General features: G+C 68.0%; 31 protein-coding genes and 2 tRNA genes. 14 read left to right on the top strand and 19 right to left on the bottom strand.

The features are described from left to right. Window positions 1-224: 224 nt before the first annotated feature. From FZ029_RS16480 to FZ029_RS16460, 5 genes are read right to left on the bottom strand one after another with little or no spacing between them, the layout of a single operon-like run. Window positions 225-1,004, bottom strand: coding sequence for an SDR family oxidoreductase (locus FZ029_RS16480; protein WP_149270169.1), 780 nt, complete (start codon window positions 1,002-1,004; stop codon window positions 225-227). A gap of 40 nt (window positions 1,005-1,044) precedes the next feature. Next, window positions 1,045-1,767 (bottom strand): DnaA/Hda family protein, encoded by a 723-nt coding sequence (locus FZ029_RS16475; RefSeq protein ID WP_149270167.1) that lies wholly within the window; start codon window positions 1,765-1,767, stop codon window positions 1,045-1,047. 13 nt (window positions 1,768-1,780) lie between these two features. Next, on the bottom strand, window positions 1,781-2,848 hold the full coding sequence (locus tag FZ029_RS16470) for an AI-2E family transporter (protein ID WP_149270165.1): 1,068 nt from the start codon (window positions 2,846-2,848) through the stop codon (window positions 1,781-1,783). Continuing rightward, window positions 2,845-3,405 carry a CDP-alcohol phosphatidyltransferase family protein gene (locus FZ029_RS16465; RefSeq protein WP_149197106.1) on the bottom strand — a complete coding sequence of 187 codons (561 nt, stop codon included), beginning with the start codon at window positions 3,403-3,405 and terminating at the stop codon, window positions 2,845-2,847. Before FZ029_RS16465 ends, FZ029_RS16470 begins: the two co-directional genes overlap by 4 nt. Then, entirely contained in the window at window positions 3,402-4,763 is a 1,362-nt protein-coding gene (locus FZ029_RS16460; RefSeq protein ID WP_149270163.1) for a DUF2066 domain-containing protein, read from the bottom strand. The genes FZ029_RS16465 and FZ029_RS16460 overlap by 4 nt, the downstream gene beginning before the upstream one ends. 97 nt (window positions 4,764-4,860) lie before the next feature. On the opposite strand from FZ029_RS16460, the gene purM reads away from it, so the two are divergent. The 3 genes from purM (at window position 4,861) to FZ029_RS33030 (ending at window position 6,880) form a co-directional block, all read left to right on the top strand. After that, window positions 4,861-5,922, top strand: a complete 1,062-nt coding sequence (purM, locus tag FZ029_RS16455) for a phosphoribosylformylglycinamidine cyclo-ligase (RefSeq protein ID WP_149270161.1) — start codon at window positions 4,861-4,863, stop codon at window positions 5,920-5,922. Window positions 5,923-5,957: 35 nt separating this feature from the next. Beyond that, on the top strand, window positions 5,958-6,611 hold the full coding sequence (purN, locus tag FZ029_RS16450; protein WP_149270159.1) for a phosphoribosylglycinamide formyltransferase: 654 nt from the start codon (window positions 5,958-5,960) through the stop codon (window positions 6,609-6,611). A gap of 125 nt (window positions 6,612-6,736) precedes the next feature. Further along, window positions 6,737-6,880, top strand: coding sequence for a hypothetical protein (locus tag FZ029_RS33030; protein ID WP_158282093.1), 144 nt, complete (start codon window positions 6,737-6,739; stop codon window positions 6,878-6,880). A gap of 220 nt (window positions 6,881-7,100) precedes the next feature. On the opposite strand, the gene FZ029_RS16445 is transcribed toward FZ029_RS33030, so the two are convergent. The 5 genes from FZ029_RS16445 to FZ029_RS16425 form a co-directional block, all read right to left on the bottom strand. Then, window positions 7,101-9,749: a valine--tRNA ligase gene (locus FZ029_RS16445; protein ID WP_188051957.1), complete on the bottom strand. Its 2,649-nt coding sequence runs from the start codon at window positions 9,747-9,749 to the stop codon at window positions 7,101-7,103. A gap of 66 nt (window positions 9,750-9,815) precedes the next feature. Next, on the bottom strand, window positions 9,816-10,505 hold the full coding sequence (locus tag FZ029_RS16440) for a DUF2497 domain-containing protein (RefSeq protein WP_149270155.1): 690 nt from the start codon (window positions 10,503-10,505) through the stop codon (window positions 9,816-9,818). A 96-nt stretch (window positions 10,506-10,601) separates the two neighbouring features. After that, window positions 10,602-12,005 (bottom strand): TolC family outer membrane protein, encoded by a 1,404-nt coding sequence (locus FZ029_RS16435; RefSeq protein ID WP_149197112.1) that lies wholly within the window; start codon window positions 12,003-12,005, stop codon window positions 10,602-10,604. Between the two features lie 2 nt (window positions 12,006-12,007). Then, window positions 12,008-12,334, bottom strand: coding sequence for a rhodanese-like domain-containing protein (locus FZ029_RS16430; protein ID WP_085089264.1), 327 nt, complete (start codon window positions 12,332-12,334; stop codon window positions 12,008-12,010). Between the two features lie 102 nt (window positions 12,335-12,436). Further along, a complete protein-coding gene (locus tag FZ029_RS16425) occupies window positions 12,437-13,093 on the bottom strand; it encodes a protein-L-isoaspartate O-methyltransferase (protein ID WP_149197113.1) in 657 nt (218 codons plus the stop codon). Window positions 13,094-13,428: 335 nt separating this feature from the next. Here FZ029_RS16425 and FZ029_RS16420 point away from each other — a divergent pair. From FZ029_RS16420 to FZ029_RS16410, 3 genes are all read left to right on the top strand, one after another. After that, a tRNA-Cys gene (locus FZ029_RS16420) sits at window positions 13,429-13,502 on the top strand. A gap of 230 nt (window positions 13,503-13,732) precedes the next feature. Next, a tRNA-Asn gene (locus FZ029_RS16415) sits at window positions 13,733-13,808 on the top strand. 268 nt (window positions 13,809-14,076) lie between these two features. Continuing rightward, window positions 14,077-14,322 (top strand): hypothetical protein, encoded by a 246-nt coding sequence (locus FZ029_RS16410; RefSeq protein WP_246457462.1) that lies wholly within the window; start codon window positions 14,077-14,079, stop codon window positions 14,320-14,322. A 7-nt stretch (window positions 14,323-14,329) separates the two neighbouring features. Here FZ029_RS16410 and FZ029_RS16405 read toward each other — a convergent pair whose 3' ends face one another. Both FZ029_RS16405 and FZ029_RS16400 read right to left on the bottom strand, forming a co-directional pair. Further along, window positions 14,330-14,572, bottom strand: coding sequence for a hypothetical protein (locus tag FZ029_RS16405; RefSeq protein ID WP_149270153.1), 243 nt, complete (start codon window positions 14,570-14,572; stop codon window positions 14,330-14,332). 105 nt (window positions 14,573-14,677) lie between these two features. Then, window positions 14,678-14,857 (bottom strand): hypothetical protein, encoded by a 180-nt coding sequence (locus tag FZ029_RS16400; RefSeq protein ID WP_149197115.1) that lies wholly within the window; start codon window positions 14,855-14,857, stop codon window positions 14,678-14,680. A gap of 229 nt (window positions 14,858-15,086) precedes the next feature. Between FZ029_RS16400 and FZ029_RS16395 the strand changes: the two genes are divergently transcribed. The 7 genes from FZ029_RS16395 (at window position 15,087) to FZ029_RS16365 (ending at window position 20,904) form a co-directional block, all read left to right on the top strand. Beyond that, entirely contained in the window at window positions 15,087-16,115 is a 1,029-nt protein-coding gene (locus FZ029_RS16395) for a S1C family serine protease (RefSeq protein WP_149270151.1), read from the top strand. 124 nt (window positions 16,116-16,239) lie between these two features. Further along, complete coding sequence (locus tag FZ029_RS16390) at window positions 16,240-16,851, top strand: NUDIX domain-containing protein (RefSeq protein WP_149270149.1); 612 nt, start codon at window positions 16,240-16,242, stop codon at window positions 16,849-16,851. 156 nt (window positions 16,852-17,007) lie between these two features. Continuing rightward, window positions 17,008-18,009 (top strand): cysteine synthase A, encoded by a 1,002-nt coding sequence (locus FZ029_RS16385; protein WP_109151359.1) that lies wholly within the window; start codon window positions 17,008-17,010, stop codon window positions 18,007-18,009. Window positions 18,010-18,026: 17 nt separating this feature from the next. Continuing rightward, complete coding sequence (locus tag FZ029_RS16380; protein WP_149270147.1) at window positions 18,027-18,734, top strand: alanyl-tRNA editing protein; 708 nt, start codon at window positions 18,027-18,029, stop codon at window positions 18,732-18,734. A 258-nt stretch (window positions 18,735-18,992) separates the two neighbouring features. Then, on the top strand, window positions 18,993-19,880 hold the full coding sequence (locus FZ029_RS16375) for a rhodanese-like domain-containing protein (protein ID WP_149270144.1): 888 nt from the start codon (window positions 18,993-18,995) through the stop codon (window positions 19,878-19,880). Continuing rightward, window positions 19,877-20,311, top strand: coding sequence for a GNAT family acetyltransferase (locus FZ029_RS16370; RefSeq protein ID WP_149270142.1), 435 nt, complete (start codon window positions 19,877-19,879; stop codon window positions 20,309-20,311). The genes FZ029_RS16375 and FZ029_RS16370 overlap by 4 nt, the downstream gene beginning before the upstream one ends. Beyond that, window positions 20,287-20,904 (top strand): GNAT family N-acetyltransferase, encoded by a 618-nt coding sequence (locus tag FZ029_RS16365; RefSeq protein WP_149270140.1) that lies wholly within the window; start codon window positions 20,287-20,289, stop codon window positions 20,902-20,904. Before FZ029_RS16370 ends, FZ029_RS16365 begins: the two co-directional genes overlap by 25 nt. A gap of 63 nt (window positions 20,905-20,967) precedes the next feature. On the opposite strand, the gene FZ029_RS16360 is transcribed toward FZ029_RS16365, so the two are convergent. From FZ029_RS16360 to FZ029_RS16345, 4 genes are read right to left on the bottom strand one after another with little or no spacing between them, the layout of a single operon-like run. After that, window positions 20,968-22,434: a cobyric acid synthase gene (locus FZ029_RS16360; protein ID WP_149270138.1), complete on the bottom strand. Its 1,467-nt coding sequence runs from the start codon at window positions 22,432-22,434 to the stop codon at window positions 20,968-20,970. A gap of 18 nt (window positions 22,435-22,452) precedes the next feature. Beyond that, window positions 22,453-23,064: a cob(I)yrinic acid a,c-diamide adenosyltransferase gene (cobO, locus tag FZ029_RS16355; protein WP_149270136.1), complete on the bottom strand. Its 612-nt coding sequence runs from the start codon at window positions 23,062-23,064 to the stop codon at window positions 22,453-22,455. Beyond that, complete coding sequence (gene cobU, locus FZ029_RS16350) at window positions 23,061-23,585, bottom strand: bifunctional adenosylcobinamide kinase/adenosylcobinamide-phosphate guanylyltransferase (RefSeq protein ID WP_149270134.1); 525 nt, start codon at window positions 23,583-23,585, stop codon at window positions 23,061-23,063. Before cobU ends, cobO begins: the two co-directional genes overlap by 4 nt. Window positions 23,586-23,596: 11 nt before the next feature. Then, a complete protein-coding gene (locus tag FZ029_RS16345; protein WP_149270132.1) occupies window positions 23,597-24,058 on the bottom strand; it encodes a cupin domain-containing protein in 462 nt (153 codons plus the stop codon). A gap of 166 nt (window positions 24,059-24,224) precedes the next feature. Between FZ029_RS16345 and FZ029_RS16340 the strand changes: the two genes are divergently transcribed. Next, the gene (locus FZ029_RS16340; protein WP_149270130.1) at window positions 24,225-25,031 is read left to right on the top strand and encodes an alpha/beta hydrolase; all 807 of its coding nucleotides are present in this window, start codon (window positions 24,225-24,227) and stop codon (window positions 25,029-25,031) included. Between the two features lie 7 nt (window positions 25,032-25,038). Here the strand turns inward: FZ029_RS16340 and FZ029_RS16335 are convergent, their stop codons facing one another. The 3 genes from FZ029_RS16335 to FZ029_RS16325 form a co-directional block, all read right to left on the bottom strand. Continuing rightward, on the bottom strand, window positions 25,039-25,269 hold the full coding sequence (locus FZ029_RS16335; RefSeq protein ID WP_149197127.1) for a zinc ribbon domain-containing protein: 231 nt from the start codon (window positions 25,267-25,269) through the stop codon (window positions 25,039-25,041). Between the two features lie 89 nt (window positions 25,270-25,358). Continuing rightward, window positions 25,359-25,565 (bottom strand): heavy metal-associated domain-containing protein, encoded by a 207-nt coding sequence (locus tag FZ029_RS16330; protein WP_149270127.1) that lies wholly within the window; start codon window positions 25,563-25,565, stop codon window positions 25,359-25,361. A 28-nt stretch (window positions 25,566-25,593) separates the two neighbouring features. Beyond that, window positions 25,594-26,733, bottom strand: a complete 1,140-nt coding sequence (locus FZ029_RS16325; RefSeq protein WP_247892329.1) for a divergent polysaccharide deacetylase family protein — start codon at window positions 26,731-26,733, stop codon at window positions 25,594-25,596. Between the last annotated feature and the right edge of the window lie 51 nt (window positions 26,734-26,784).

Below are 26,784 nucleotides of genomic sequence, written 5' to 3'. Positions count from 1 at the left end.
CAGTGGCTTGCAAAAGCCCCAATGCTTTGCAAACGCCGTTATCCGGTTGGCGCAGCACTGTCCCGTGCCTGCCGACCGGCGGACCGGGGAAAGGGTGCCTCGACACCCCTTCCCGTCGCCGTTTCTTAATGGCCTGTGACGATGGGCGGATTTTGTAGCGAATTGGAGGGACAAACTTGAGACGCGGGGGTGTTCTGCCCCCGCCGCCTGCAATAATCGGCAGATTACATGGTGCCGGGAAAGGCTCCGCCATCCAGAAGGATGTTCTGCCCGGTCATGAATCCGGACTGGGCGGCACAGAGAAAGGCACAGGCGGCCCCGAATTCCTCCGGATCGCCGAATCGGCCGGACGGGTTCGTCTTGCGGCGCAGATCCATCTCTTCGTCAATGCTGCGGCCGGCGGCCTTGGCTCCGCCTTCCATCGTCTTGCGCAGACGGTCGGTCTCGAAGGGACCGGGCAGCAGGTTGTTGATCGTGACGTTGTGCTTCACCGTCTGCCGCGACAGGCCGGCGACGAAGCCGGTCAGGCCGGTGCGCGCGCCGTTCGACAGACCGAGAATCGGGATCGGCGCCTTCACCGCGGCGGAGGTGATGTTGACGATCCGGCCGAAGCGGCGGGACATCATGCCGTCCACCGTCGCCTTGATCAGGAAGATCGGCGCCAGCATGTTGGCGTCCAGCGCGCGAATCCAGTCGTCGCGGTCCCAATCGTGGAAATCGCCCGGCGGCGGACCGCCGGCATTGTTGACAAGGATGTCGGGTTCCGGGCAGGCGACCAGTGCCGCGCCCCGCCCCTCCTCCGTCGCGATGTCTCCGGGGGCGGTGGTGACGGTGACGCCGGTGGCCTTGCGGATCTCCTCGGCGGTCGCCTCCAGGGCTTCCGCATTGCGGGCGGTCAGGGTGACGTGAACGCCCTCGCGGGCCAGCGCGAAGGCGCAGGCGCGGCCCAGCCCCTTGCTGGCGGCGCAGACGATGGCACGGCGGCCGGCGATACCCAAATCCATGGTCGTCTCTTCCCTTACTGAATCTGATGGCCTATTGGCATCAGAGGGTCGTTTTGGAACCGGATCGTTGCGGTTCCGTCCGTTGCAGATCCGAAAGGACTTCGCGCGCCAGCGGCACGGTCACGCCACGATGGGCAGCCAGCGATGCATGGTCCAGCGCCGCCACCAGACGGCGGGCGAAATCCAGCGACCGTTCCATCCGCGCCAGCAGATAGGTGATGACCTCCATCCCCGGCCGCAGCTGGCGGTCTGCGAACAGCTTCACCAGCACCGCGGCCAGCAGCGCATCGTCGGGCGGCCGGACCTCCACCGCCGGTGCGCCCTTGATGCGCGAGCGCAGGTCGGGCAGCCGGGTGCGCCAGCGCGACGGCGCCTTGCGCGACAGCAGAAGCAGATGACCCTGCTGTTCACGGGCGAGGTTATAGAGGTGGAACAGCGCTTCTTCCCGCTCGGGCTTGCCGGCAACCATTTCGGCATCCTCGACGACCACGGCGTTGGCGGGGGCCAGCAGGGACGGCACTCCGCCCGAATCGAGGGCATCGCCACGGGTCACCACCGCATGGCTGCGGGCGCGCCAGACCTGGGAAAGATGGGTCTTGCCGCAGCCGGCGGGGCCGAACAGGGTCAGCGCCGGGGCCGGCCAGGACGGCCAGCGGTCCAGCCACGCCACGGCGTCGGCGTTGCTGGGCGCCACGAGGAAATCCTCGCAGCCCATCGCCGTCCGGTGCCCGAGGTCGAGCGGTATCTGCGCCGGCAAGCTCATGCGGACACACCCATCAGCGTTCCGCGTCGGTGCCGCGGTAGTACGGGCTCGAGAGATACTGTCGCAACGCGAAGCGGGTCAACACGCCGATCACCGCGGCCACCGGCACCGCCAGCAGCACGCCGACGAAGCCGAACAGGCTGCCGCCGGCCAGCAGCGCGAACATCACCCAGACCGCATGCAGTCCGACCTTGTCGCCGACCAGCTTCGGGGTCAGCACATTTCCTTCCACCGTCTGGCCGAACAGAAAGATGCCGACCACGATGGCGACGCGCCAGAACTCGTCGAACTGCAGCAGGGCGAGGCCGGTGCTGGCAACGAAGCCGAACAGGCTGCCGACATAGGGGATGAAGGACAACAACCCGGCGACGAGACCGATCACCAGACCGAAGTCCAGCCCGGCCGCCGACAGCGCCAGCGCGTAGAAGACGCCCAGCACGACGCAGACCGTCGCCTGCCCGCGCACGAATCCGGACAGGGTGACGTTCACCTCGCGCGCTTGCTCGCGCACCGTCTCGGCATGCTGGCGCGGCAGCCACGAATCGACCTTCCCCACCATCAGGTCCCAGTCGCGCATCATGTAGAAGGCGACGATGGGCGTGATGAACATCAGGGTCACGATGTCGAACAGCGCCAGCCCGCCCGACAGGATGCGGGTGACGACTCGGCCGACCAGCCCGGCCACCTCGCCGGCATAGGTGCCGGCGGCGGCGCGCAGCCGCTCGACATCGTCGGCCGGCAGGCGGTGGATGAAGCGGTCGAGCGCCGGGATCAGCCGCTCCTTCACCAGCGTGGCGTAGGTCGGCAGCACTTCCAGCAGATGGGAGACCTGCCCCTGCACCAGCGGCAGCAGGAGCAGGGCCATCAGCACCATGACCAGGACGAATCCCAGCAGCACCAGCGTGGTGCCGACCCAGCGCGGCAGCCTCGCCGCCTCCAGCCGGTCGACCGCCGGGTCGAGCAGATAGGCGATGGCCAGCCCGACCACGAAGGGCAGCAGCATGTCCGACAGCAGCCAAAGTGCCAGGACGAACAGCCCCAGCCCGATCAGCCAGAAGCGGAGTTGCTTGGCCGCCGTCACGGAACGCCGCCGAGCCGGTTGAACAGCAGGGCGCCGCGCCGCGCGTACAGCACACCCGACAGCACCGTCGTCACCGTACAGGCGTACACCAGCACATCGACCAGTTCCCAGCCGTACAGGCGGATGTCCGGCAGCCCCAGCGCCGGCGGCGCCAGAATCGCGGCGGCCAGCGCGATCTGCACCACCGTGTTCACCTTGCTGACGTAGAGCGGCTGCATCGCCAGCGTCTCCTTCAACGTGAACAGCAGGATGACGCCGCCGATGATCATGATGTCGCGGAACACCACCATCATCGCCAGCCACAGCGGGATCGCGCCGACCCAGGCCAGCGCCACATACACCCCGACGATCAGCGCCTTGTCGGCCAGCGGATCGAGATATCCCCCCAGCACCGTACGCGCGCGGAACATGCGGGCGATGGCGCCGTCCAGCGCATCGGACAGACCGGCGGCGACGAACAGGGCGAAGGCCCACTCCATGTTGCCGGTCAGGATCATGTACATCGCGGCCGGAACCGCCACGATGCGCAGGAACGTGATGATGTTGGGAACGCTCACGGGATGCTCTTGGCCGGCAGCGTGCCCAGGTTGCGCGGCGGTGCGCCCATGGTGGCCGGACCGCCGGCACCCATGCCGCCGGCATCGATCGGCGCCGATGGCGCCAGCGACGTCGGCGACGCCATCGGCGAGGCAGCGGAAGGAACCGCACCGGCGGAGGCCGCACCCGACCCGCGCGGCAGCAGGGTCAGCTGCCAATCGGCCGACTGCACCGGCAGCGGCGCCCCCGGAGAGCCGGCGGGCGCGGCGGCCGACCGCCCGAATCCGAGATCCTGGCGGGCGAGCGCCTGGGCCAGCTGTTCGGGATCGCCGCGATAGGTCAGGGTGATGAGCGCCTCGTTGCGGCTGATCGACATCAGGCTGGTGCGGCTCACCGCGGGAACGGCGGACAGCCGCTTGCGCGTCTCCACCCAATCATTCACCGCGGTCAGCGGAACGCTGACGATGGTGTTCTGCTCCGGCCCGGTGGCGGTGGTGTGCTGGCGCCGCCACGAGTCGTCGATCTGGGTGCCGACCGCTGCGACCGCGCGGTTCATCAGCTCGTCGGCACTGCCGCCGCCCTTCACCTGCACCGTCTGGCTGTCGCGGGTGCCGTCCAGCCCATAGCGGGTGACGTCCACCGTCAGGCCGCGCGCCGGGTCAGGCCCGTTCGCCGGCATGTCGGTGCGGGCGACCACGACTCCGCCGGCCTTATAGGCCTGGGCGATGCGGGAAAGCGCTTCCGAATTGCCCGCGATCGCGTCCTCGCCGCTGATCGCCTGGGCGTCGGACAGCTCGCCGTCCGGCACCACCAGCGGCACCAGCGACGCGGCGGGCTGCCGCGCCTCCCATGCCGCGCGCCAGGGGGTGCGGTCCTGCCACAGGATGGTGCGGCCGTCGCTCTGGGTCACCGGCAGGATGACGAAGGGGCGCGACGGCGGCTCGACATATTGGGCGGCGCCGCCGCTCTGGCCGAGCGCGTCGCGCACCGCGTTGGGACGGAAGCGCACGGTGATGGCGCCGACATAGCGGCTGCCCGACACCTTCTCCTCGTCGATCTCGAATCCCTGGACCATCCTGGCGATCTCGTTGTCCGACAGGCGCGGCGGATTGCCTCCGCCGGGAACGAGGCGCCGGTACAGCTCGGCCCAGGCCTTGGCCTGCGCCTCGCGGATCGCCTGATCGCGGATCGTGGTCGGATTGCCGCCGCTGATGTCGACATTCACGCCGGACACGGCGAAGGGATCGGCGGCGGACGAGGTGGCGGCCGGCGGCAGGGTACCGGTCTGCGCCCCCGCCGGCCCGGTCATGGTCAGGACCAGAGCGGTGGACATGGCAGCAAGACCGGCGAGGAGCGGCGCGCGGCGGCGGTGGAGCATTGCAAAGCCTTCCGATTCGAGTATGTTCGGCCCGAGCCCAAGGCCCGGTATATAGCTCAGCCCAAGCGAGGATACCATCAGCACCCAGTCCTATAACATGTCCGACGCCTACAAGCAGGCCGGTGTGGACATCGATGCGGGCAACGCGCTTGTCGAAGCGATCAAGCCCCTTGCCCGCTCCACCGCGCGTTCAGGCTCCGACGCGGGCCTGGGCGGTTTCGGCGCGCTGTTCGATCTGCGCGCCGCCGGCTACCAGGATCCGCTTCTGGTCGCGACGACCGACGGCGTCGGCACCAAGCTGAAGGTGGCGATTCTCGCCAACCGTCATGACACGGTCGGCATCGACCTCGTCGCCATGTGCGTCAACGATCTGGTCGTGCAGGGCGCCGAGCCGCTGCTGTTCCTGGATTACTACGCCACCGGCAAGCTCGACGTGGCCGCCGGCCGCGACATCGTCGCCGGCATCGCCGAAGGCTGCCGTCAGGCCGGCTGCGCGCTGGTCGGCGGCGAGACCGCCGAGATGCCGGGCATGTATTCCGAAGGCGATTACGACCTCGCAGGTTTCTCCGTCGGTGCTGTGGAACGCCAGCATGCCCTGACCGGTTCCGCCGTCCAGGCGGGTGACGTGGTTCTCGGCCTCGCCTCCACCGGCGTGCACTCCAACGGCTATTCGCTGGTTCGCAAGCTGGTCGAGAAGTCGGGCCTCGGCTACGACTCCGCCTGCCCGTGGGACGAGTCGAAGACGCTGGGCGAGGCGCTGCTGACGCCGACCCGCATCTATGTGAAGAGCACGCTGAAGGCGGTGCGCGCCGGCACGGTCCGTGCCATGGCCCACATCACCGGCGGCGGCCTGATCGAGAACATTCCGCGCGTCCTGCCCGATGGGCTGGGTGTCGTTCTCGACGCCTCGACCTGGACCCTGCCCCCCGTCTTCTCCTGGCTGATGAAGACCGGCGGCATCGCCCCGTACGAGATGGCGCGCACCTTCAACGTCGGCCTCGGCATGGTCGTCGTGGTTCCCGCCGACAAGGCGCAGGAGGCCATCGACATCCTCCGCGAGGGCGGCGAGACGGTCTACACCGTCGGCACCGTCACCGCGCTGAAGGACGGCGAGGCCCGTGTGACCGTCAATGGCATGGACGCGGCCTGGACCGCGTAAGGGACGCCCCCCGGAAAAGTCCCAAGGATCGTTAGATGAGCAAGTTGAAGCTCGGCGTCCTGATATCGGGGCGCGGCAGCAATCTGCAGGCGTTGATCGACGCCTGCGCCGCGCCCGATTTCCCGGCCGAGATCGCGCTGGTCCTGTCCAACAAGGCCGATGCCTTCGGTCTGGAGCGGGCGGCCAAGGCCGGCATCGCCACGGCGGTGGTCAGCCACCGCGACTATCCCGGCGACAAGCCGGCTTTCGAAGCGGCGATGGACGCCACCCTGCGCGAGTCGGGTGTCGATCTGGTCTGCCTCGCCGGTTTCATGCGCCTGCTGTCGCCCTGGTTCGTCGGGCAGTGGCACAACGCGCTCATCAACATCCATCCGTCGCTGCTGCCCTCCTTCAAGGGGCTGGATACCCATCAGCGGGCGCTGGACACAGGCGTTCGTTTCCATGGCTGCACCGTGCACTATGTGCGGCCGGAGATGGACGAAGGCCCGATCATCGCCCAGGCCGCCGTTCCGGTCCTTCCCGGTGACGATGCCCACCGTCTGGCCGACCGCGTGCTGGAATCGGAACATCGCCTCTACCCGCACGCCGTCCGTCTGATCGCCGAGGGCCGCGCCCGAGTCGACGGCGATCTGGTGCGGATCGACGGCCCGGTTCCGGACCTTGCGGCCGTGGTGAACCCGCCGCTCTAGGCGCACTCTTCCTTCCGATCATCCCTCTTCCGGTATAGTTGACGGTTCCGCTCGGAATCTGTTGCGTTTCCGTGCGTCCGCGTCAAAAATTGCGGGCAAAAGAAACTGTTGGAGGGTTGATCGAAATGGCGGCCGTCAGTCCGAACCCGGTCAGTGAAGAGACCGTCCGCGCACATCAGGCGAACTGGATCGCCTTTACCAAGTTCATGAAGCTCAGCATCGCCGGAGTCATCGCGGTGCTGGTTCTGCTGGCGATCTTTACGCTGTAGCAGGCGAAGATCGCCGCATAGCGGGGCAGTGAGACCCCCACCTAACCTCCCCCGCTGGGCGGGGGAGGAACTGCCGCCTTTTTCCCGTATCAGCGCCAGTCCCCTCCCCCGCCCAGCTCTCGCACAAAGCTCCGCTTTGTGCTGACGCGGCAGGCGGACCATAGGTCCGCTGAGAGCGGGGGAGGGTTAGGGTGGGGGCAAGTATGTCTGCCCCACAAACTCACCCCGCCAACATCTCCAGCGCCTTCTGCAGCTTGTCGCGGGCCTGGTCGGCAGCCTCGCGGCGGTCGCGCTGCTCCTCGATCACCTCTTCCGGAGCCTTGGCGACGAACTGCTCGTTCGACAGCTTGGCGTCGATCTTCTTGATCTCGCCGGTCAGCTTGTCGATCTCCTTGGACAGGCGCGCCTTCTCCTTGTCGAGATCGACGATGCCTTCCAGCGGCAGAACCAGCGTGGTTTCGTCCAGCACCGCCTGGACGCTGCTCTTCGGCACGTCGCCCTGCAGCGGATCGACGCTCGACAGGCGGGCCATGCGCAGGATCAGGTCGCGGTGGGTGTCCAGCCGCTTCAGGCTGACCGCGTTCGGATCCTTCAGCTTCAGCTCGATCTGCGCCGCCGGCGGGACGTTCATTTCCGACCGCATGGAACGGACCGACGAGATCAGCCGCACCACCCAATCCATCTCGTCGCGGGACGCCGGATCGATGACATCGGCAGCGAATTCCGGCCATTCCGCCGAGATCAGGCGGTTGGCGCGGGCCGGCGACAGCTGTTCCCACAGTTCTTCGGTGATGAAGGGCATCAGCGGGTGCAGGATATGGAGAATCTGGTCCAGCACCCAGGCGGTGGTCGCCCGTGTCTCGGCCTTCGCCGCCTCGTCGGTACCGGCCAGGATCGGCTTGGTGAACTCCATGTACCAGTCGCAGAAGGTGCCCCAGGTGAACTGGTAGGCGGCGCCGGCGGCCTCGTTGAACTTGTAGGCGTCGATCGACTCGGCGACCTTCTTCGCCGCGTCGGCGAGTGCGCCGACGATCCAGCGGTTGACCGTCTGCGTCAGGCCGACAGGCTTGTAGCCGGGGACCGGCTCGCAGCCGTTCATCTGGCAATAGCGGGCGGCGTTCCACAGCTTGGTGGCGAAGTTGCGGTAGCCCTCGACCCGGTTCACCGCCAGCTTGATGTCGCGGCCCTGCGCCGCCATCGCCGACAGGGTGAAGCGCAGCGCGTCGGTGCCGTACTGGTCGATGATCTCCAGCGGATCGATGACGTTGCCCTTCGACTTCGACATCTTCTGGCCCTTCTCGTCGCGGACAAGGGCGTGGATGTAGACGGTGCGGAAGGGCACATCCTTCATGAAGTGCAGGCCCATCATCATCATCCGGGCGACCCAGAAGAAGATGATGTCGAAGCCGGTCACCAGCACGTCGGTCGGGTAATAGCGGTCCAGTTCCGGCGTCTGGTCCGGCCAGCCCAGCGTCGAGAACGGCCACAGCGCCGACGAGAACCAGGTGTCGAGCACGTCGGCGTCACGCGTCAGCTCGACGTCCCGGCCATAATGCGTCTTGGCCGCGGCGCGGGCCTCCTCCTCCGTCTCCTCGACGAAGAAGGTGCCGTCCGGGCCGTACCAGGCCGGAATCTGATGGCCCCACCAGATCTGGCGGCTGATGCACCAGGGCTGGATGTTGCGCATCCATTCGAAATAGGTGTTCTCCCACTGCTTGGGCACGAACACCGTCTTGCCGGTCTCCACCGCCTCGATCGCCGGCTTGGCCAGAGTCGCGGCGTCGACGTACCACTGGTCGGTCAGCCACGGCTCGATGGCGACGCCGGAACGGTCGCCATGCGGGACCATGTGGGTGTGCGGCTCGATCTTCTCCAGAAGTTCCAGCGCTTCCAGTTCGGCGACGACCTTCTTGCGCGCCTCGTAGCGGTCCAGCCCGCGATAGGCCTCGGGAACGTTGTCGTTCAGCCGGGCGTCGCGGTCCATGATGTTGATCTGCTCGAGCCCGCAGCGCTTGCCGACCTCGAAGTCGTTGAAGTCGTGGGCCGGCGTGATCTTCACCGCGCCCGAACCGGTCTCCGGATCGGCATATTCGTCGCCGACGATGGGGATCAGGCGGCCGACCAGCGGCAGGCGGACCATCTTGCCGATCAGGTCCTTGTAGCGCTCATCCTCCGGATGCACCGCGACGCCGGTATCGCCCAGCATGGTTTCCGGACGGGTGGTGGCGACCACGATGAAGCGCCCCTCCTCCCCGTCGATCGGGTAGCGGAAGTGCCAGAGGTTGCCCTTGATCTCCTTCTGCTCGACCTCGAGGTCAGAGATCGCGGTGTGCAGCTTCGGGTCCCAGTTGACCAGACGCTTGTCCTTGTAGATCAGCCCCTGGCGGTGCAGTTCGACGAACACCTTGCGGACGGCGCGGCTCAGCCCTTCGTCCATGGTGAAACGCTCGCGCGGCCAATCCGGCGAGGCACCCAGGCGGCGCAGCTGGCGGGTGATGGTACCGCCCGATTCGGCCTTCCATTCCCACACCTTGTCGATGAAGGCGTCGCGGCCGAAATCGTGACGGGTCTTGCCGTCCTTCGCCAGGTTGCGCTCCACCACCATCTGGGTAGCGATGCCGGCATGGTCGGTCCCCGGCTGCCACAGAGCGTCACGGCCGCGCATGCGGTTGTAGCGGGTCAGCACGTCCTGGATGGTGAAGGTCAGCGCATGGCCCATGTGCAGGCTGCCGGTTACGTTCGGCGGCGGCATCATGATGGTGTAGGGCTTGCCATTCCCCTGCGGCTGGGCGGCGAAGGCGCCCGACTCTTCCCACAGGCGGTAGTGCTTCTCCTCGACCTCGGCGGGCCGGTACGTCTTTTCCAACATCACCACGAACTTTCGCTAGAAACGTCTCAACCGGGGCTCAAAAAGGCGGGGCTCAGGAAGACAGGATCAGAACTTCTGCGACCGCCGGATCATGCGGTCGATTTCCTGCTGCACGAGCCGCTCGACCACCGTCGGCAGGTTCTCGTCCAGCCATTCCTTCAGCAGCGGCTTCAGCAGCTCGCGCACGACCTCTTCCACCGTGCGGATGCCGATGGGCATCGGGCCGATGGACAGGTCGTCGCCCAGTTCGCGCGCCAGATGGGTCAGGTGGTGCGAGGCATCCTCCGCCGTCCGGCGGGAGATCAGCCCGTCATCCGGATCGACCACGCGGCGGCGCGGCCGCGGCGGGGGCGGCGGCTCGTCATCCTCGAAATCGTCGAACACCGGCGCCGGCCGCCGGGCGGCGGGACGCGGCGGCGGCATCGGCTCGGGCTCCGGCTCGTCCCAACGGGGCGGCGGCGGCGGAGGCGACGGTTCCGGAAAGGCGGGTTCCTCCGGCCACGGGTCGGGGTCCGGCTGACCGAAGTCGGGCCGCTCGTCCGGCTCATCCTCCACCATCTGGGTCAGTTCCAGGACGTCGTCGTCCTCCTCCACCATCGGGGGTGGCGGGGGTGGCGGCGGAGGGGGTGGCGGCGGTGGCGGCGGCGAAGGCGCCTGGGTTTCCGATTTGGCAGGCTCGCCGTCCTCGGAAATGATCCGCCGGATGGAGGCGAGGATTTCCTCCATCGAAGGTTCTTGCTGGCCCTTATCGCTCATCGTGGCAACCCGAGACGTCAACCTGACCCAAACCTAGGGCAGTGCTGACAAAAAAGCCATAATACAAAAACGGCCCGCTTTCGCGGGCCGTCTCGTTCATTCGGTCACCGAAGTTCCGAACCACTTGCCCCGCGTCTTGTCGTAATTCGATTGCGGGTCGTATTTCTGGACCGGCAGGTTGAGCCGGTCGGCGGTCAACTGTCCGCTGGACGCCAGAACATTGAAGGCCGCCACCATTTCGTCGTGCTGGGCGCGGACCAGGAAAACGCGGGCGTTCAGCAGTTCCTGTTCCTGGTTCAGCACGTCGAGCACGGTGCGCGAGCCGACCTGCGCCTCCTGACGGACGCCTTCCAAGGCGATCTGCGCCGCCTTGATCTGCGCCGAGTAGGACTCGATGCTGGCGCGCGCGGTCTGCAGGGACTGCCAGGCGCTGACCGCCGATTCGGTCACCTGACGGCGGGCCTCCTCGATCTGCAGGCGGGCCTGATTGGCCGTCTGCTTGGCCTCGCGGACCAGGGCTTCGGGCTGGCCGGCCTGATAGAGCGGGATGGTCACCTGGGCGGTGATCTGCGCGCTGTCGGAGCGGTTCAGGTCGATGCCGGAGGAGCGGCCGGGATCATAGGTGCGGCTGCCGGACGCCGACAGGTTCACCGACGGCAGCAGGCGGCCGTACTGCTGATCCACCGCCTCGCGCTGCGCCGCTTCGCTATAGGAGGCGGACAGGACGTTCGGGTTGTTGGCGCGGGCCAGTTCGACCAGCTCGTCCAGGTTCTTCGGCAGGCGGAAGGCCGGCTTCGGCGCCTTCAATTCGCCGGGGGCGGAGCCCACCAGACGCTCGTAGGTCGCGCGCGAGGCACGCAGCGTGCCTTCGGCCGAAATCTTGGAAGCGATGGCGGCCGACAGGCGCGACTCGGACTGGCTGACGTCGGTGCGGGTGTATTCGCCGACGCGGAAGCGGTCGCGGGCGGCGTCCAGCTGACGGCGCAGCACCTGCTCGTTGTTCATCTGCAGCTGCAGGATGGCCTGGTTCTGGACGATGTCCAGATAGGCCTGGGCGGCGGCCAGCAGCACCGACTGTTCCGACGCGATCAGGGTGGCGCGCTGCGCCTCGACCAGCCGCTCGGCGCGGCGGACGGCCGGGGCGACGGTGGCGTCGTAGATCGGCTGGGTGGCGGTGATGCCGACGCTTTTGGGATTGCTCTCGGACCCCGTCGAACCGCCGTCATACTTGCTCTCGCCCGTCGAGCGCGAGATGCCCGCGGTCACGCGGGCCGTCGGGCGGTAGCCGGACAGCGCCTGCGGCACGCCTTCGTCGACGGCGCGCAGACGGGCGCGCTGGGCGCCGATGGTCGGGTTGTTGGCATAGGCCTGGGCAAGGGCCTGTTCCAGGGACTGCGCCTGGGCCGTACCACCGCCGGTCACTGCTGTGCCCATCGTGGCGGTCAGGGTCAGGGCCGTCGCCAGCAGCCAGCGGCGCGCAAAACGGCTTCGCACGGTCATGTTCAGTAGACCTTCATGTTCGGGTCGATTCGGCGCGCCCAGGCATCGACACCGCCATCCAGGTTGATGGCGCGGTCGAAGCCCCTGGAACGCAGCCACATGGTGACCTGCGCGCTGCGGCCACCGTGATGGCACACGACGACGATGTCGCGGTCCTTCGGCAGCTCATCCACCCGGCCGGGAAGCCCGTTCATCGGGATGTGCAGGCTGTCGTCGATGGCGCACAGCGCAAACTCCCACGGCTCGCGCACGTCGAGGACGACCGGATCGTCGCCGGCCTTGCGGCGGCGGTCCAGTTCTTCCACCTCGATCTCAAACGGCGCGGCCATGGGTGCTCACTTTCGTGCAAGGGCGACGGCGACGGTAGCGCAGAACCGCGCAGAGGTAAACTGCACGGTTCAGTTCAAGACCTGTCCAACCGGCGAATCCGGTCAGAACACGAAGGACGCCTTCTTTTCGAAGCCCGGCAGCGCATGCGGCTGGGCCTCGAACAGGATGCGGCTCGACACCACGCCGGCGGCCCGCTGGAACAGGCGGACCTCCCCGACGGCGCCCTTGCCGTGGACGATGGCGACGAGGCGTCCACCCTCCGCCAACTGGTCGGTCAGCGACGCCGGCACCTCCGGCACGGTACCTTCGACGACGATGACGTCGTAAGGGGCGTTTTGGGCGTACCCCTCCGCCAGCGGGCCGGTGACGGCCTTGGCATTGGTGATGCCCTGCCCGGCCAGCGCGGCGGTGGCAGCGGCGGTCAGCCCTTCGTCGCAGTCGATGCCGACCACCGACGAGGCGAGGCGGGCCAGCACCGCGGTGGAGTAGCCGCCGGCGGCGCCGACGTCGAGCACCCGGTCGGTCTCCTGCACGGCGACGGCCTGCAGCATGCGGGCGAAGACCATCGGCTCCAGCAGGAAACGGCCCTTGCCGATGGGGAGGTCGTCATCGACATAAGCGACGCCGCGCGCCGTCTCAGGAACGAAGGCTTCGCGCGGAAGCTCCGACAGGACATCGACGAGACGTTGATCGGTCACCTTGTTGGGGCGGATCTGTCCCTCGACCATGAAATAGCGTGCGGCGGCGAAATCGGTCATGGCGGTCGCTTATTGATGTGTTGTGACGACACCGGCACCAAGCCGAACAGCGAACGGCTTCCTGCCATGGCGGTATATAGCCGCAAAGGCTCGGCGAACACAACGCCACGAGCGATGGGGCCACGAGCGATGGGGCCACAAGCGACGGGCGCCCGGCCTTTGCCGTGTACCGGGAAAACGGTCGGCCGAACTCCCGGCAGGATGCAGCCTGGACGGCCCGACCAATCATGTTCAAAAAACGTCACCATTCGCCTTGACCACTCCGTTCCGTGCCGCTATACCACCGCTCCACACCGAGGGCGCACCGGAAACGGCGCGCCGGTGCCGGTCAGGATGGCGCGGTGGCAGAGTGGTGATGCAGCGGACTGCAAATCCGTGTACGTGGGTTCGATTCCCGCCCGTGCCTCCATACCTGACGACAGTTTGGCAGACGACCAACCAGTCCGAACGCAGCCCCGCCCCAGGCGGGGCTTTTTGCGTTTGGGCCTTGTTTTCGTTGACGGATTGCCCCCGCACGCCCCTTCGATCCTTGCGGCAAGAAAATTCATTTTCCTGTCGGAATTGGCTTGGCAGGGCCGGATGGTTCGGCTATACACCCGCCACGCCAACAACGGCGGCGGCCGAAAGGCCAGTCACCGATCCCGGTTAGCTCAGTTGGTAGAGCAGCGGACTGTTAATCCGCTTGTCGCTGGTTCGAGTCCAGCACCGGGAGCCAGATTGAAAAGGCCGGATGCCACACGCATCCGGCCTTTTCTTCTTTTCGCGTCATTGCGCCTTGACTGTGGCGCTTAAGTAACCGAATTCGGTTTAAAGCAGTCGGGCTAGGACCGACGGTCGCCCAATGTGACAAGAACTAGTCCCAAAAGACGATCCTGATTTGCCGGAAGCGAAATGCCGCCCCCGGCCGCACGGCGTTAGACTTGATAACAATCCGGACCCAGTCTTGGACCGGGCGTCTCCAGCCATGGAGGATCGCCGTGCTTATGCCATTCCAGTCAGAACGTCTTCGCACCGCTCCACCGGTCGACGGAACCGGGCGCGGTTCGCCCGAACCCGACGACCATCCGGTGCGGACGGTGGATTGCGTGACCGCGGTCCTGCTGTTCCTGGCGGCCGTGCTTGTCGCCCTGCTGGCTTTCAGCACCGATTGGAACGGTCCGGCCACCGACAGCCGGCCGCAGGCCTACGAGAACACCCCGGTCCTGGTGATTCCGCCCCACCCCCGGTGAGGCAGCCCTATTCCACCAGATCGTCATAGATGGTATCGCCGGACTCCGACGGATCGCCCCCGACCGCGGCGACGGCCACGTGTTTCCATTCCCCGCACCAGTCGGTGGACAGCGTGATGGGGAAGTCGCCTTCAGGGCTGCGCGGGGTCACCACCGGCGGATAGCGCCGGCAGGTCCCCTTCGGCCCGCGCTGGCGGAGCCCCTGCCCCTCCCAGAAGCGGCAGGTGTAACAGGTGTCGAGTCGCTTCATCGCGGACCGGTCTCCTCACAATCGCCGATTCTGCCGGCCGGCCATGCCGCCCCCCACTGGGCCGCCCTCCACCGCCAGACCACCCGGATCCGCGCCCGTCCTCCGTCAGTTGGTGGAGGGCGGCTTGCCCGGCCGCATCGTGTCGGCACATCTGGCGTAATACGCCTTGATGTCCGCGTCCAGAACACTGCGGCGGCGTCCGTCCTCCGAGCCCTCCGGAGCATCGGTCAGGCGCTGGAATTCCTGGACGGCCTGTTCCAGTTCCTGCTCGCTGTTGATGGGCATGCTGTCACCTTTCCTTTTCATTGTCCGGGCCGAATTCCGGTCTCGGACAGGACAACACCACCCGGCGGCGGTATGTTTCCTCCCTCGAAGGCCCGGCCGGCGCCCGGCAGCCGCTTGATGAGCCGCGACTCGAGCGCAATGTCATGTCAGTGTCACCCGAGTCGCGACGGACAGGGCCGCGCGACCGCGGGGGTGCCCTTGGCCCTGCCTTGCGCGGGAGTGCGGTGTCATGCGCGTCGTCTCAGCACCGGTCGTGCCGCGGTTGGCGGCCGCCATCCTTGTCCTTGTCGGCATTCAGCTGGGCGTGCTCGGCGCCCGCCCGGCGCAGGCCGCGGATCCCGAGCAGCTTGATCCGGATCGCGTCGTCCGCTCCGTCGTCGGCATCAGCGCCGTGGTGCCGCCGGACAGCCAGAGCGCGCGTACGCTGGGAACCGACCGCGAGGGCAGCGGCGTGGTCATCGACGGGTCCGGCCTGATCCTGACCATCGGCTATACGGTGATGGAGGCCTCGCAGATAGAGGTCACCGCCGCCGACGGGCGCAGCTATCCCGCCAGCATGGTCGCCTACGACCCGGTCAGCGGCTTCGGCCTGCTGCGGGCGGAGTTGGGGTTCACGGCCCCCTGGCTGCGGCTGGCCACCGCCGATGCGGTCAAGGAAGGCGACACGCTGCTGGCGCTCAGCGGCGGCGACAATCGCGGAGCCACCGCCGTGAAGCTGGTCAGCAAGCGCGAGTTCGCCGGCTACTGGGAGTATCTGCTGGACGAGGCGCTGTTCACTTTCCCGCCGATCCGCGCCTTCAACGGCGCCGCGCTGGTCAACCGCGAGGGCCGGCTGGTCGGCATCGGATCGCTTCTGGTGATGGAGGCGGTGGAGGGCCGCGGCCTGCCCGGCAACATGTTCGTCCCGGTGTCGGCGCTGGAGCCGATCCTCGCCGACCTGCTCGCCTATGGCCGCCGCCAGGAGCCGGCCCGGCCGTGGTTGGGCGTTACCCTGCGCGAGGAGTTGGGCCGGCTGATGGTGGAAAAGGTGTCGCCGCGCAGTCCCGCCGAGTCGGCCGGCCTGCGTCCGGGCGACTGGATCGTCGGGGTCGGCGGCCAGCGCTTCAGCGGATTGGCGGATTTCTACCGCAAACTCTGGAACTTGGGACCCGCCGGCGTCGTCGTGCCGCTGGAGGTGATGCGCGGCGCCACCCTGACCCCCGTCCCGGTGACCTCAGCCGACCGCGTGCGCTTCCTGCGGCTGAACCCGACGCTGTGACACCCGCACCTGCGCCTGTGGTGTGGGCGCCTGTGGTGTGGGCGCCTGTGGTGTGGGCGCTTGTGGTGGGCGCGGCGGCGTAGCACCCTGTCGCGAACAGCCATCCCGTGGGACCGCGCCAACCATGAACCATCCCGACATCGAGATCGTCGACAAGAAGACACCCTACAAGGGCTTCCTCACCATCGACGTCTACCGCCTGCGCCACAAGAAGTTCGACGGAAGCTGGACCGACGTGCTGCCGCCGCGCGAGGTGTGCGACCGTGGCGCGGCCGTGGCCGTGCTGCTGTACGACCCCGATCTCGACACCGTCGTGATGATCGAGCAGTTCCGCGTCGGCTCCGCCGCGGCCGGCGGACCGGCCTGGATGACCGAGATCGTCGCCGGCATGGTCGGCGAGGGCGAGAGCCCCGAGGAGGTGGCACGCCGCGAATCGCTGGAGGAGGCGGGCTGCGCCATCCAGGAGATCGAGCAGATCTGCGATTACTACGTCAGCCCAGGCGCTTTCACCGAAGTCGTCACCGTCTTCTGCGGCCGGGTCGACAGCCGCAACCTCGCCGCCACCGGCGGCCTGCAGGAGGAGCATGAGGACATCCGGATTTTCGCCCTTCCGGCCGACGAGGCGATCCGCCTGATGGACGAGAACCGCCTGCGCAACTCCGTCGCCATCATCGCCGTCGGCTGGCTCGCCCGCCACCGTGAGACCTTGCGCAAGCGCTGGCTCGGTCGGGGATGAGTGTGGCGGGTGTCGGCAATCGACGTCCTCCCGCCATCACCGAATTCACATGCGTAACTCGTTCAATGCTGCATTTCACACCGCCGCCTTGAAACCGCCGCTCCCCGACCTGATAGTATCGTCAGCAATCCACACCTGACCTTGGGAGTACCCGTCTTGGACATCCGCAACGGCTTTATCGGCGCCATCGGCAACACGCCGCTGATTCGCCTGGAAGGGCCATCGAAGGCGACGGGCTGCGAGATCCTGGGCAAGGCGGAGTTCCTGAACCCCGGCGGATCGGTCAAGGACCGCGCGGCTCTCGCCATCGTGCGCGACGCGGAAAAGCGCGGCCTGCTGCGCCCCGGCGGCACCATCGTCGAGGGGACGGCCGGCAACACCGGCATCGGGCTGGCGCTGGTCGGCAATGCGCTCGGCTATCGCACCGTCATCGTGATGCCGGAGACGCAGAGCCAGGAAAAGAAGGACATGCTGCGCCTGATCGGCGCCGACCTGCGGCTGGTTCCGGCGGTCCCCTATTCCAATCCCGACAACTACGTCCGCTATTCCGGCCGGCTGGCCGAGGAGTTGGCGAAGACCGAGCCGAACGGCGTCGTCTGGGCCAACCAGTTCGACAACACCGCCAATCGCGAAGGCCACCGCACCACCACCGGTCCCGAGATCTGGGAACAGACCGGCGGCAAGGTCGACGCCTTCACCTGCGCGGTGGGCAGCGGCGGCACGCTGGCCGGCATCGCCATGGCCCTGAAGGAGCGGAATCCGAACATCCGCATCACGCTTGCGGACCCGATGGGCGCGGCGCTGTTCAGCTACTACACCAAGGGCGAGCTGAAGTCGGAAGGCAGTTCCATCACCGAAGGCATCGGCCAGGGCCGCATCACCGCCAACCTGGAACAGGCGCCGATCGACGATGCCCTGCAGATCCCGGATGAAGAGGCGCTGCCGATCATCTTCGACCTGATCAAGACCCAGGGTCTGGTGCTGGGCGGCTCGTCGGGCATCAACATCGCCGCGGCGATGCGGGTGGCGCGCGACCTCGGCCCCGGCCACACGGTGGTGACCATCCTGTGCGACGGGGGGCAGCGTTACCAATCGAAGCTCTTCAATCCTGACTTCCTCCGTGAGAAGAATCTTCCGGTGCCAGACTGGCTGGCCTGATTCTTCTCGAGGGGGATATGGACGCGCTTTTTCGCGAGGACGCCTACGCCCGCAACTGCGTCGCCACCGTCACGGCGGTGGACGAGCGTGGCATCCGGCTCGACCGCACCGTCTTCTACCCGACCGGCGGCGGCCAGCCTGGTGACAGCGGGGTCCTGCGCTTCGATGGGTTCGAAGTCCGCATCAAGGACACGGTGAAGGGCGACGGCGGCCCCGACGACGTCATCCATGTGCCGGAGGACGGGCAGGAACTGCCCGGCCCCGGCACCGCGGTGGAGGCGGAGATCGACTGGGACCGCCGCTATCGCCACATGCGCATGCACACCGCCCTCCACCTGCTGTGCGCGGTGGTGCCGGGCTCCGTCACCGGCGGCCAGATCGGGGCGGACAAGAGCCGGCTCGACTTCAACGTCCCCGCCGAATCCCTCGACAAGGATGCCATCGCCGAGGCGGTCAACAGACTGATCGCCGCCGACACGCCGGTCGGCACCCGCTGGATCTCCGACGAGGAGATGGCGGCGCAGCCGGAACTGGTCCGAACCATGTCGGTGAAGCCGCCGACCGGCAGCGGCCGTGTGCGCCTGCTGAATGTCGAGGGCGTCGATCTGCAGCCCTGCGGCGGCACCCATGTCGCCCGCACCGGCGAGATCGGCGGAATCGAGGTGACGAAGATCGAAAACAAGGGCAAGCAGAACCGGCGCGTCGTCATCGCGCTGAAGGACTGACAGTTGGCATATTTTTATGAGGTCCGCTGAGGGACGCTTGGCGCTTGAACCGGTTCGCATCGGATTTCGCCATGAGCTTCCCTCGGCCGTCATTCCCGCGAAGGCGGGAATCCAGCCGGTGCGGAAGCTCGGACGCGGAACTGCCTGGATCCCCGCCTTCGCGGGGATGACGGCCGAAAATGACCACAAGAAACTCGCAGTCTCTGCACCCATCACCCCGATCTTCCGCCCGACAGATTCCATTTGAGGACGCGCAGAATGAGCGACAACACCGTGGAACCGCTGACCGGCCCCGTCGTCTCCACCGACTGGCTCGGCCGCAATCTGGGCCGGCCCGGCCTGAAGGTTCTCGACGGGTCCTGGCACATGCCGGCCCTGAAGCGCGACATCCGGGCGGACTTCGCCGCCTGCCATATCCCCGGTGCCCGGCTGTGCGATGTCGACGAGGTTGCGGCGCCGGACACCGCCCCCCTGCCCCATATGGCCCCCGACGAGGCGACCTTCGCCGCGAAGATCGGCGCGCTGGGTGTCGGCGACGGCGACACGGTGGTGGTCTATGACAGCGCCGGCATGGCCACCGCGGCGGCGCGCGTCTGGTGGCTGTTCCGGTTGTTCGGCTTCGACCGGGTGGCGGTGCTGGACGGCGGTCTGCCGAAATGGCTGGCGGAAGGACGCCCGACCGAATCGGGCGAGGCCGCCCCGGTCCAGCTGGCGGCCTTTAGCGCGCACAAGCGGCCGGAATTGATCCGCAGCGCCGATCAGGTGCTCGCCAACATCGACGCCGGCGCCGATCAGGTGACCGATGCCCGCGCCCAGCCGCGTTTCGAGGGTACGGTCGCGGAGCCGTGGCCCGGCCGGCGCAGCGGACGGATTCCCGGCAGCTTCAACCTGCCGCACACCGACCTGATCGACGCCGAGTCCAAGACCCTGCTGCCGCCGGACGTCATCGCCGGGAAGGCGCGTGCCGCCGGGCTGGACCTTGACCGGCCGGTCGTCGCCTCCTGCGGCAGCGGCATCACCGCCTGCGTCATCGCACTCGGCCTCGCCACCGCCGGCAAGCCGGATGTGGCGATCTATGACGGCTCCTGGGCCGAATGGGGCCTGCGCGAGGATCTGCCGCTCGAAACCGGGCCGCGGCAACCGTGACCGGCCCCGTCACCGTCCGACCCTGCACGGCGGAGGACCGCGACGCCGTCGTGGCGCTGTGGACCGCCTGCGGGCTGGTGGTGCCGTGGAACGACCCGGCGGCGGATTTCGCGCTGGCTCTGTCCAAGACCAGTTCGACCGTGCTGGCGGCGGTCGCGGATGGCCGGCTCGTCGCCACCGCAATGGTCGGGCAGGATGGCCATCGCGGCTGGATCTATTATGTCGCCGTCGATCCGGCCTTGCAGGGACGGGGGCTCGGCCGCCGCATGGTGGCGGAGGCCGAGGGCTGGCTGGCCGCCGCCGGCATGCCCAAGGTCCAACTCCTCGTCCGTGAGACCAACCAACGGGTGCTGGCCTTCTATGAAAGGCTGGGCTATGCCAAATCGCCCGTCACGATGATGCAGAAATGGCTGACCAACCCTTCTCCCTGACCCGCCCCGCCGTGCCCGCCGCCAGCCGGCCCGGCCATCTGCCGGTGATCGTCACCTATCTGGAGATGACCGCACCGCCGGGTCATGCGCCCGTGCGCCAGCCGGCCGGCAACCTTTCCCTGGTGCGGGCCGACCCGCCGACCTGGTCCTTCTACCGCTACCTGTACGACACGGTGGGCGAACCCTGGCTGTGGCACGAACGCCGCCGCCTGCCGCGCAAGGAGTTGGAGCGCTCGATCCACGATCCGCTGGTGGAGGTCTGGGTGCTGTATGTCGATGGCACGCCCGCCGGCTATGGCGAGTTGGACCGGCGGACGCAGGAGACCGATCTCTCCTATTTCGGCCTGATCCCCGATTTCATCGGCCACAAGCTCGGTCCCTGGCTGCTCGACACCATCATCCGCAAGGCCTGGGACGGCGGCGCGACGAAGCTGGTCGTCAACACCTGCACCTTCGACCATCCGAAGGCGCTGCCGCTCTACCAGAGCATGGGTTTCGTCCCCACCCGCCATGTCGCCCGCGAGGTCCGCGACCCGCGTCTGGACGGTGTGCTTCCGCGAAGCGCCGGGGAGCATATTCCGCTCGCCCGCTAAGTTGAGAGAGGGCGGCGACGTTCCGCCGCCCCGTCTTCACAACCGAAGCGCAAGGCCGGAAAGTTAGGCGCCCTCGGCCACCGCCAGCAGCCCGTCGACATCGACCGCCGATTCCAGCCGGTCGGCAACGGCGTCCAGCGCCCGTTCCACCGCCACGCCATAGGCCAGTTCCGACCCGTCGCCGCCCAGCCGGCGCAGATAGGCCGCACGGAAACCGTCCGCGCCGAACAGCCCGTGCAGGTAGCAGCCGGCAACCCGCCCATCCGCCGACTCCGCGCCGTCCGTCACGCCGCCCGCAAGCTCCAGCATCGGCCGCGCCCGGTCCGGCCCCTCCGTACGGCCCATATGCATCTCGTACCCCGCCACCGCAGCGCCGGTGCGACGCTCCGTGCCGCGCGCCTCCTCCAGCACCTTCGGCCCCTTCAGCACCGTCTCGACATCCAGCAGCCCGAGCCCGGCGGCCTCTCCCGGCGGTCCCTCGATGCCGTCCGGATCGGCGATGCGCCGGCCCAGCATCTGATATCCGCCGCAGATCCCCAGCACGCGCCCGCCACGCCGCCAATGGGCCAGCAGGTCGATATCCCAACCCTGCGCCCGCAGAAAGGCGAGGTCGGGAATGGTCGTCTTGGTGCCGGGCAGGATCACCAGATCGGCATCGCCGGGCAGCGGCTGGCCCGCACGCACCATGGTCAACGCGACACCCGGCTCCTGCGCCAGCGGATCGAAATCGTCGAAGTTGGCGATGTGCGGCAGCATCGGCACCGCCACGCGCAGCGCCCCGTCGCCGGCCCTTCGCAGCCGGTCCAGCGCCACCGCATCCTCCGCCGGCAGGGTCGCCGCCTCGTGCAGCCAGGACACCACGCCGAATCCGCGCCATCCGGTATGGCTCTCGATGATCCGCAGCCCCTCATCGAACAAGCGAACATCGCCGCGGAACTTGTTGATGAGAAAGCCCTTGATCCGCTCCTGTTCAGATTTTGGTAGAAGTGCGTGGGTGCCGACCAGACTGGCGATCACGCCGCCGCGGTCGATGTCGCCCACCAGCAGGACCGGCACGTCGGCGGCGGTGGCGAAGCCCATGTTGGCGATGTCGCCGGCCCGCAGATTGACCTCCGCCGGGCTGCCGGCACCCTCCACCACCACGATGTCGGCCTCGGCCCGCAGCCGCTCGAAACTGTCCAGTACGGTGCCCAGCAGCTCGCGCTTGCGCGCCTGATAGTCGGCAGCGCGCGCCGTGCCGACCACCACGCCGCGCACCACCACCTGGGAGCCGACGTCCGACTGCGGCTTCAGCAGCACCGGGTTCATGTGGACGCTGGGCGCCACGCCGCAGGCCCGCGCCTGGAGCGCCTGGGCGCGGCCGATCTCGCCGCCGTCGGCCGTCACCGCCGCATTGTTGGACATGTTCTGCGGCTTGAACGGCCGGACGGTCAGCCCGCGCCGCACCAGCGCCCGGCACAGCCCGGCCACCAGCAGCGACTTGCCGACATCGGAGCCGGTGCCCTGCAGCATGATCGCCCGAGACCGCATCGCCCGAGATTGCATGGCTCAGAACTCGATGCCGGGCTGGGCCTTCACCCCGGCCTCGAACGGGTGCTTGACCAGCGTCATCTCGGTGACGAGGTCGGCGGCGGCGATCAGTTCCGGCTTGGCGTTGCGGCCGGTGATGCAGACATGCAGGTCCGGCCGGCGGGCGGCCAGCGTGGCCAGCACCTCGTCCAGCGGCAGATAGTCCATGCGCAGCACGATGTTCAGTTCGTCCAGCACGATCAGGCGATAGCGCGGGTCGGCGATCAGTTCCTTGGCCTTGGCCCAGGCGGCCTCGGCCGCGGCGATGTCGCGGGCGCGGTCCTGGGTGTCCCAGGTGAAGCCCTCGCCCATCGTGTGGAAATCGACCAGATCCTCGAATCGCTCCAGCGCCACCGTCTCGCCGGTGGACCAGGCGCCCTTGACGAACTGGACCATGCCCACCCGCATGCCGTGGCCGACGGCGCGCATCATCAGGCCGAAGGCGGCGGTGGACTTGCCCTTGCCCTTGCCGGTGTGGACCATCAGCAGTCCCTTCTCCACCGTCTTGGAGGCCAGCGCCCGCTCCTGCAATGCCTTGCGCCGCTTCATCTTCTCGGCATGGCGGCGGTTGATCTCGTCGGAGTCGGTCATACGGGTGTTCCCTTCACGAACATCGGCAGACCGGCGACGGTCAGCACGACGCGCGGCGCCACGGCCGCGATGGATTGGTGCAGGCGGCCGGCATGGTCGCGGAAGCGGCGCGCCAGCGCATTGTCGGGCACGATGCCCATCCCGACCTCGTTTGAGACCAGGACCACCCGGCCCGGCAGGGTCGGCAGAAGCTCCTCCAGCGCCGCGCTCTCCGACGCGACATCGGCCTCCGCCATCATCAGGTTGGTCAGCCACAGGGTCAGGCAATCGACCAGGATGCCGGTGCCCTCGGCGGCATGGGCACGCAGGACCCCGGTCAGGTCGCGCGGCTCCTCCACCGTGGTCCAGCCGGGACCGCGGTCGTCGCGGTGCTTCGCCACGCGCTCCGCCATCTCGGCGTCCCACACCTGCGAGGTCGCGATGTAGACGCGCGGGCCCCCAAGCGCCGTCACCAGCCCCTCGGCATAGCGGCTCTTGCCCGACCGCGCGCCGCCCAGCACCAGCGTCAGGTCGGTGCTCATTCCCCCGACCGTCATTCCCAGTCGGTCCCGTCGCGATGCCGATAGGCGCCGTCGCGCCAGACCATGTCCTCGTCGGAATAGTCGATCTCGTCGCCGGCGCTGCGGTCGCCGACCTCCAGATAACTGGCCGGGCGGTCGCCGCGGTTGATCAGCCGGTGCCCGTCGGCGACGCCATGCGGAAATCCTGCGCACATGCCGGCGGTCAGCAGCGTCTCCCCGGCATCGGTCACCAGCGTCAGTTCGCCCTCCACCACATAGACGAACTCGTCCTGTTTGCTGTGCCAATGGCGCAAGGCCGACGAGGCGCCGGGCGCCAGCCGGGTCAGGTTGACGCCGAAATTGCTCAGGCCCAGCGGATCGCCCAGCACGACCCGGTGCCGCCCGGCGACCTGCGCCCGGAACGGCTGCGGATAGTCGGTGGCGCCGGTTTCGGCGGCCAGCGTCGCGGGATCAAGGACCGGCGGGTTCGGCACGGGCGGTCTCCGGTTCTGCGTTGCGGGTCCGGACTGTCGCAAACCGCACCTGCGGCGTCAAACGGTGCAAGTCCCCTTACAGGGCAGGGTTGCCCGCCCCATGGCTGGACAGCCAGCCTCTCCCCCACCATGCTTATTGCAACGCAAAACAACAACCTGCGATGCGATGTCGACCCTGGAAATCATCAACCGCCTTCCCGCCGGCAGGCCGAAAATGCCGCCGCTCCTGTTCGTCCACGGCGCCTTCAGCGGCGCCTGGATCTGGGATGCCAAGTTCCTGCCCTGGTTCGCCGCGCGTGGGTGGGAAGCCCATGCCGTCTCGCTGCGCGGCCATGGCAACAGCGAAGGACGCGACCGGCTTCATGATTTCGGCATCGCCGATTATGTCGACGACGTGCTGGAGGCGGCCGATCGCCTCTCGTCCCCGCCGGTGCTGATCGGCCATTCCATGGGCGGCATGGTGGTGCAGCGCGCGCTGGCGAAGCGCCGGTTTCCGGCCGGCGTGCTGATGGCGTCCGCACCGCCCTATGGCCTGCTGTCCTCCACCATGGGGCTGGCCTGGCGCTCGCCCTATGTGTTCCAGCAGATGTCGATGCTGATGACCTTCGGCGAGAAGGCGATCGACCCCGACGCCATCCGCCGCGCCATGTTCTCCGACAAGATGCCGCGCGCCGAAGCGGCCAAGTACGAGAGCTGCCTGCAGGAGGAATCGCGCCGCGTCCTGCTGGACATCGGTGGCTGGATCCCCTTCCCCGTCCTGCCGCCGCGCGACATGCCGATGCTGGTGATGGGCGCGGAGGAAGACCTGCTGTTCCCCCGTGCCGAGGTCGTCGCCACCGCGGCCGCGCTGGGCACCCCGCCGGTGTTCATGCCGGGCATGGGCCATGCGATGATGCTGGAGCAGGACTGGCAGTCGGCGGCCGAGCGCGTAGAGGCGTGGATCGCCGCGACGGTGACCGCCGAAGTGGCCTGAGGCCGCCCTACGCCTTGGGCCGCTCCGACCGGGAATAGTTGCTGAAGTGCCCTTCCTTGGCCGCCATCCGGCGGGCGGACTGGACAACGGCGCCGGACTTTCCTTCCGGCGCCACGTTCGACAGCTGGCGGGTCAGGTCGGCGCTGCCACAGGACGGGCAGGCGGGAGTCTCACCGGAGCGCACCAGGGTCTCGAACCCATGGTCGCAGGCCTTGCAGCGATAGGAATAGAGCGGCATTGCACCCTCGCGGAACGGATCGCATCGCCCCGAGCATGCCGCAATATCCATATCAAGAAAATGGTTTTGTTGCGCCGCACCCAAATCGGTCAGGCAGCAGCCCCAGCGAAATCGAATCCGGTCGCCTCGACCGCCTGCCGCACCACATCGGCGGGAACGTCGCCATCGACCAGCACGGTGCCGGTGGCGAGATCGACGGTCACCGCGGCATCGGGGGCCGCCTTGGTGATCGCGTTGGAAACGGAGCGGGCGCAGCCGCCGCAGGTCATTCCATCCACCTTGTACGCATCGGCCATCGTCACAGGGCTCCCCTTTTCGGTCGGGTCAGCCGCCGGCATGGTGCGTCCGCACCACCGCGCTGACCGGGACAAGAACGAAGCCACGCTTTTGCACGTCCGGCAGCCAGGACGCCAGAGCCTCGATTGTCGCATCATGCGGGTGGCCGATGGCGACGGCATAGCCCTGCCGTTTTGCCACCTGTTCCGTCTTCGCCAGCTGGGCCTTCACCGCCGCCACCGTCTCTTCGTTGTCGAGGAAGATGTCGCGGCCGACCCAGGGCATCTTCAGCTCCTTCGCCAACCCGATCCCGGCGCTGTTGGGCGTCGTCCGGCTATCCAGCCACAGCAGCCCGCGGCGGTGCAGCTCCGCCAATACCGGCGCCAGCGCCGCCCTGTCGGCGGTGAAACGGCTGCCCATATGGTTGTTCACCCCGACATAACCGTCGAAGCTGTCCAGCGCCGCGCGGAACCGCTTCACGATCTCGCCCTTGTCCAGCGAGACCAGCAGAGCGTTCGGCCCCGGATCGGCCTTCACGCTGGGTTCCATCGGCATGTGCAGCATCAGCTCGTGCCCGTTGGCGCGGGCCGCCTTCGACTGGGCCGACAGATCGCGGGCATAGGGCAGCCAGGACAGCGTCAGCGGCCCATGGAGCCCGGCCATCCGCGCCGAGCGTTTGCGGTCCAGCCCCATGTCGTCGATGACGATGGCGATGATCGGCTTGCCCGGCGGCACCTCGGCCGGCAGCGCGTTCTTGCGCCACAGCGCGGCATTGCCGCTTGGGGCCTGCACCGGCGGCAGGGCGGGAGGGACCGGCGGCGGCAGCATCGCCACCGTCGTGGCGGGTGGACGCGCCTCGGCCTTGTCCTGCGCCGGCTTTTCCGGCACCGCATGTTCCGGCCCCTCCGCCGCGTGCGCCGGTGTCTCGGCCTTGACCGCAGGCGATGAAGGCGGCGTCGCGGGCAGCACAGAGGGAGGCGCAGGCGGCACCGCAGCCTGCTGAACCGGCGCCTGCTGCGCCTGCCCGCCGCCGGACCGTCCACCGGTCAGAGTCGCGACGCCCATCGCCACGGCGAACACCACGGCGACCGCAGCCAAAGCCAGAACGAAGGGATTCGACAGAAACGGGGGAAGCGAAGTCTTGCGTGCTTTCGAAGGCGCCTTGCGGGCCATGGTGACGATGTCCATCCTGCGACCGGGGCGCCGCACAGTGGCACCCCGTCGTCGTCGCCGCAACCG

Source organism: Azospirillum sp. Sh1, from assembly GCF_008365135.1.
Classification (GTDB): Bacteria; Pseudomonadota; Alphaproteobacteria; order Azospirillales; family Azospirillaceae; genus Azospirillum; species Azospirillum oryzae.
This window is presented reverse-complemented; position numbering and strand designations above follow the sequence as displayed.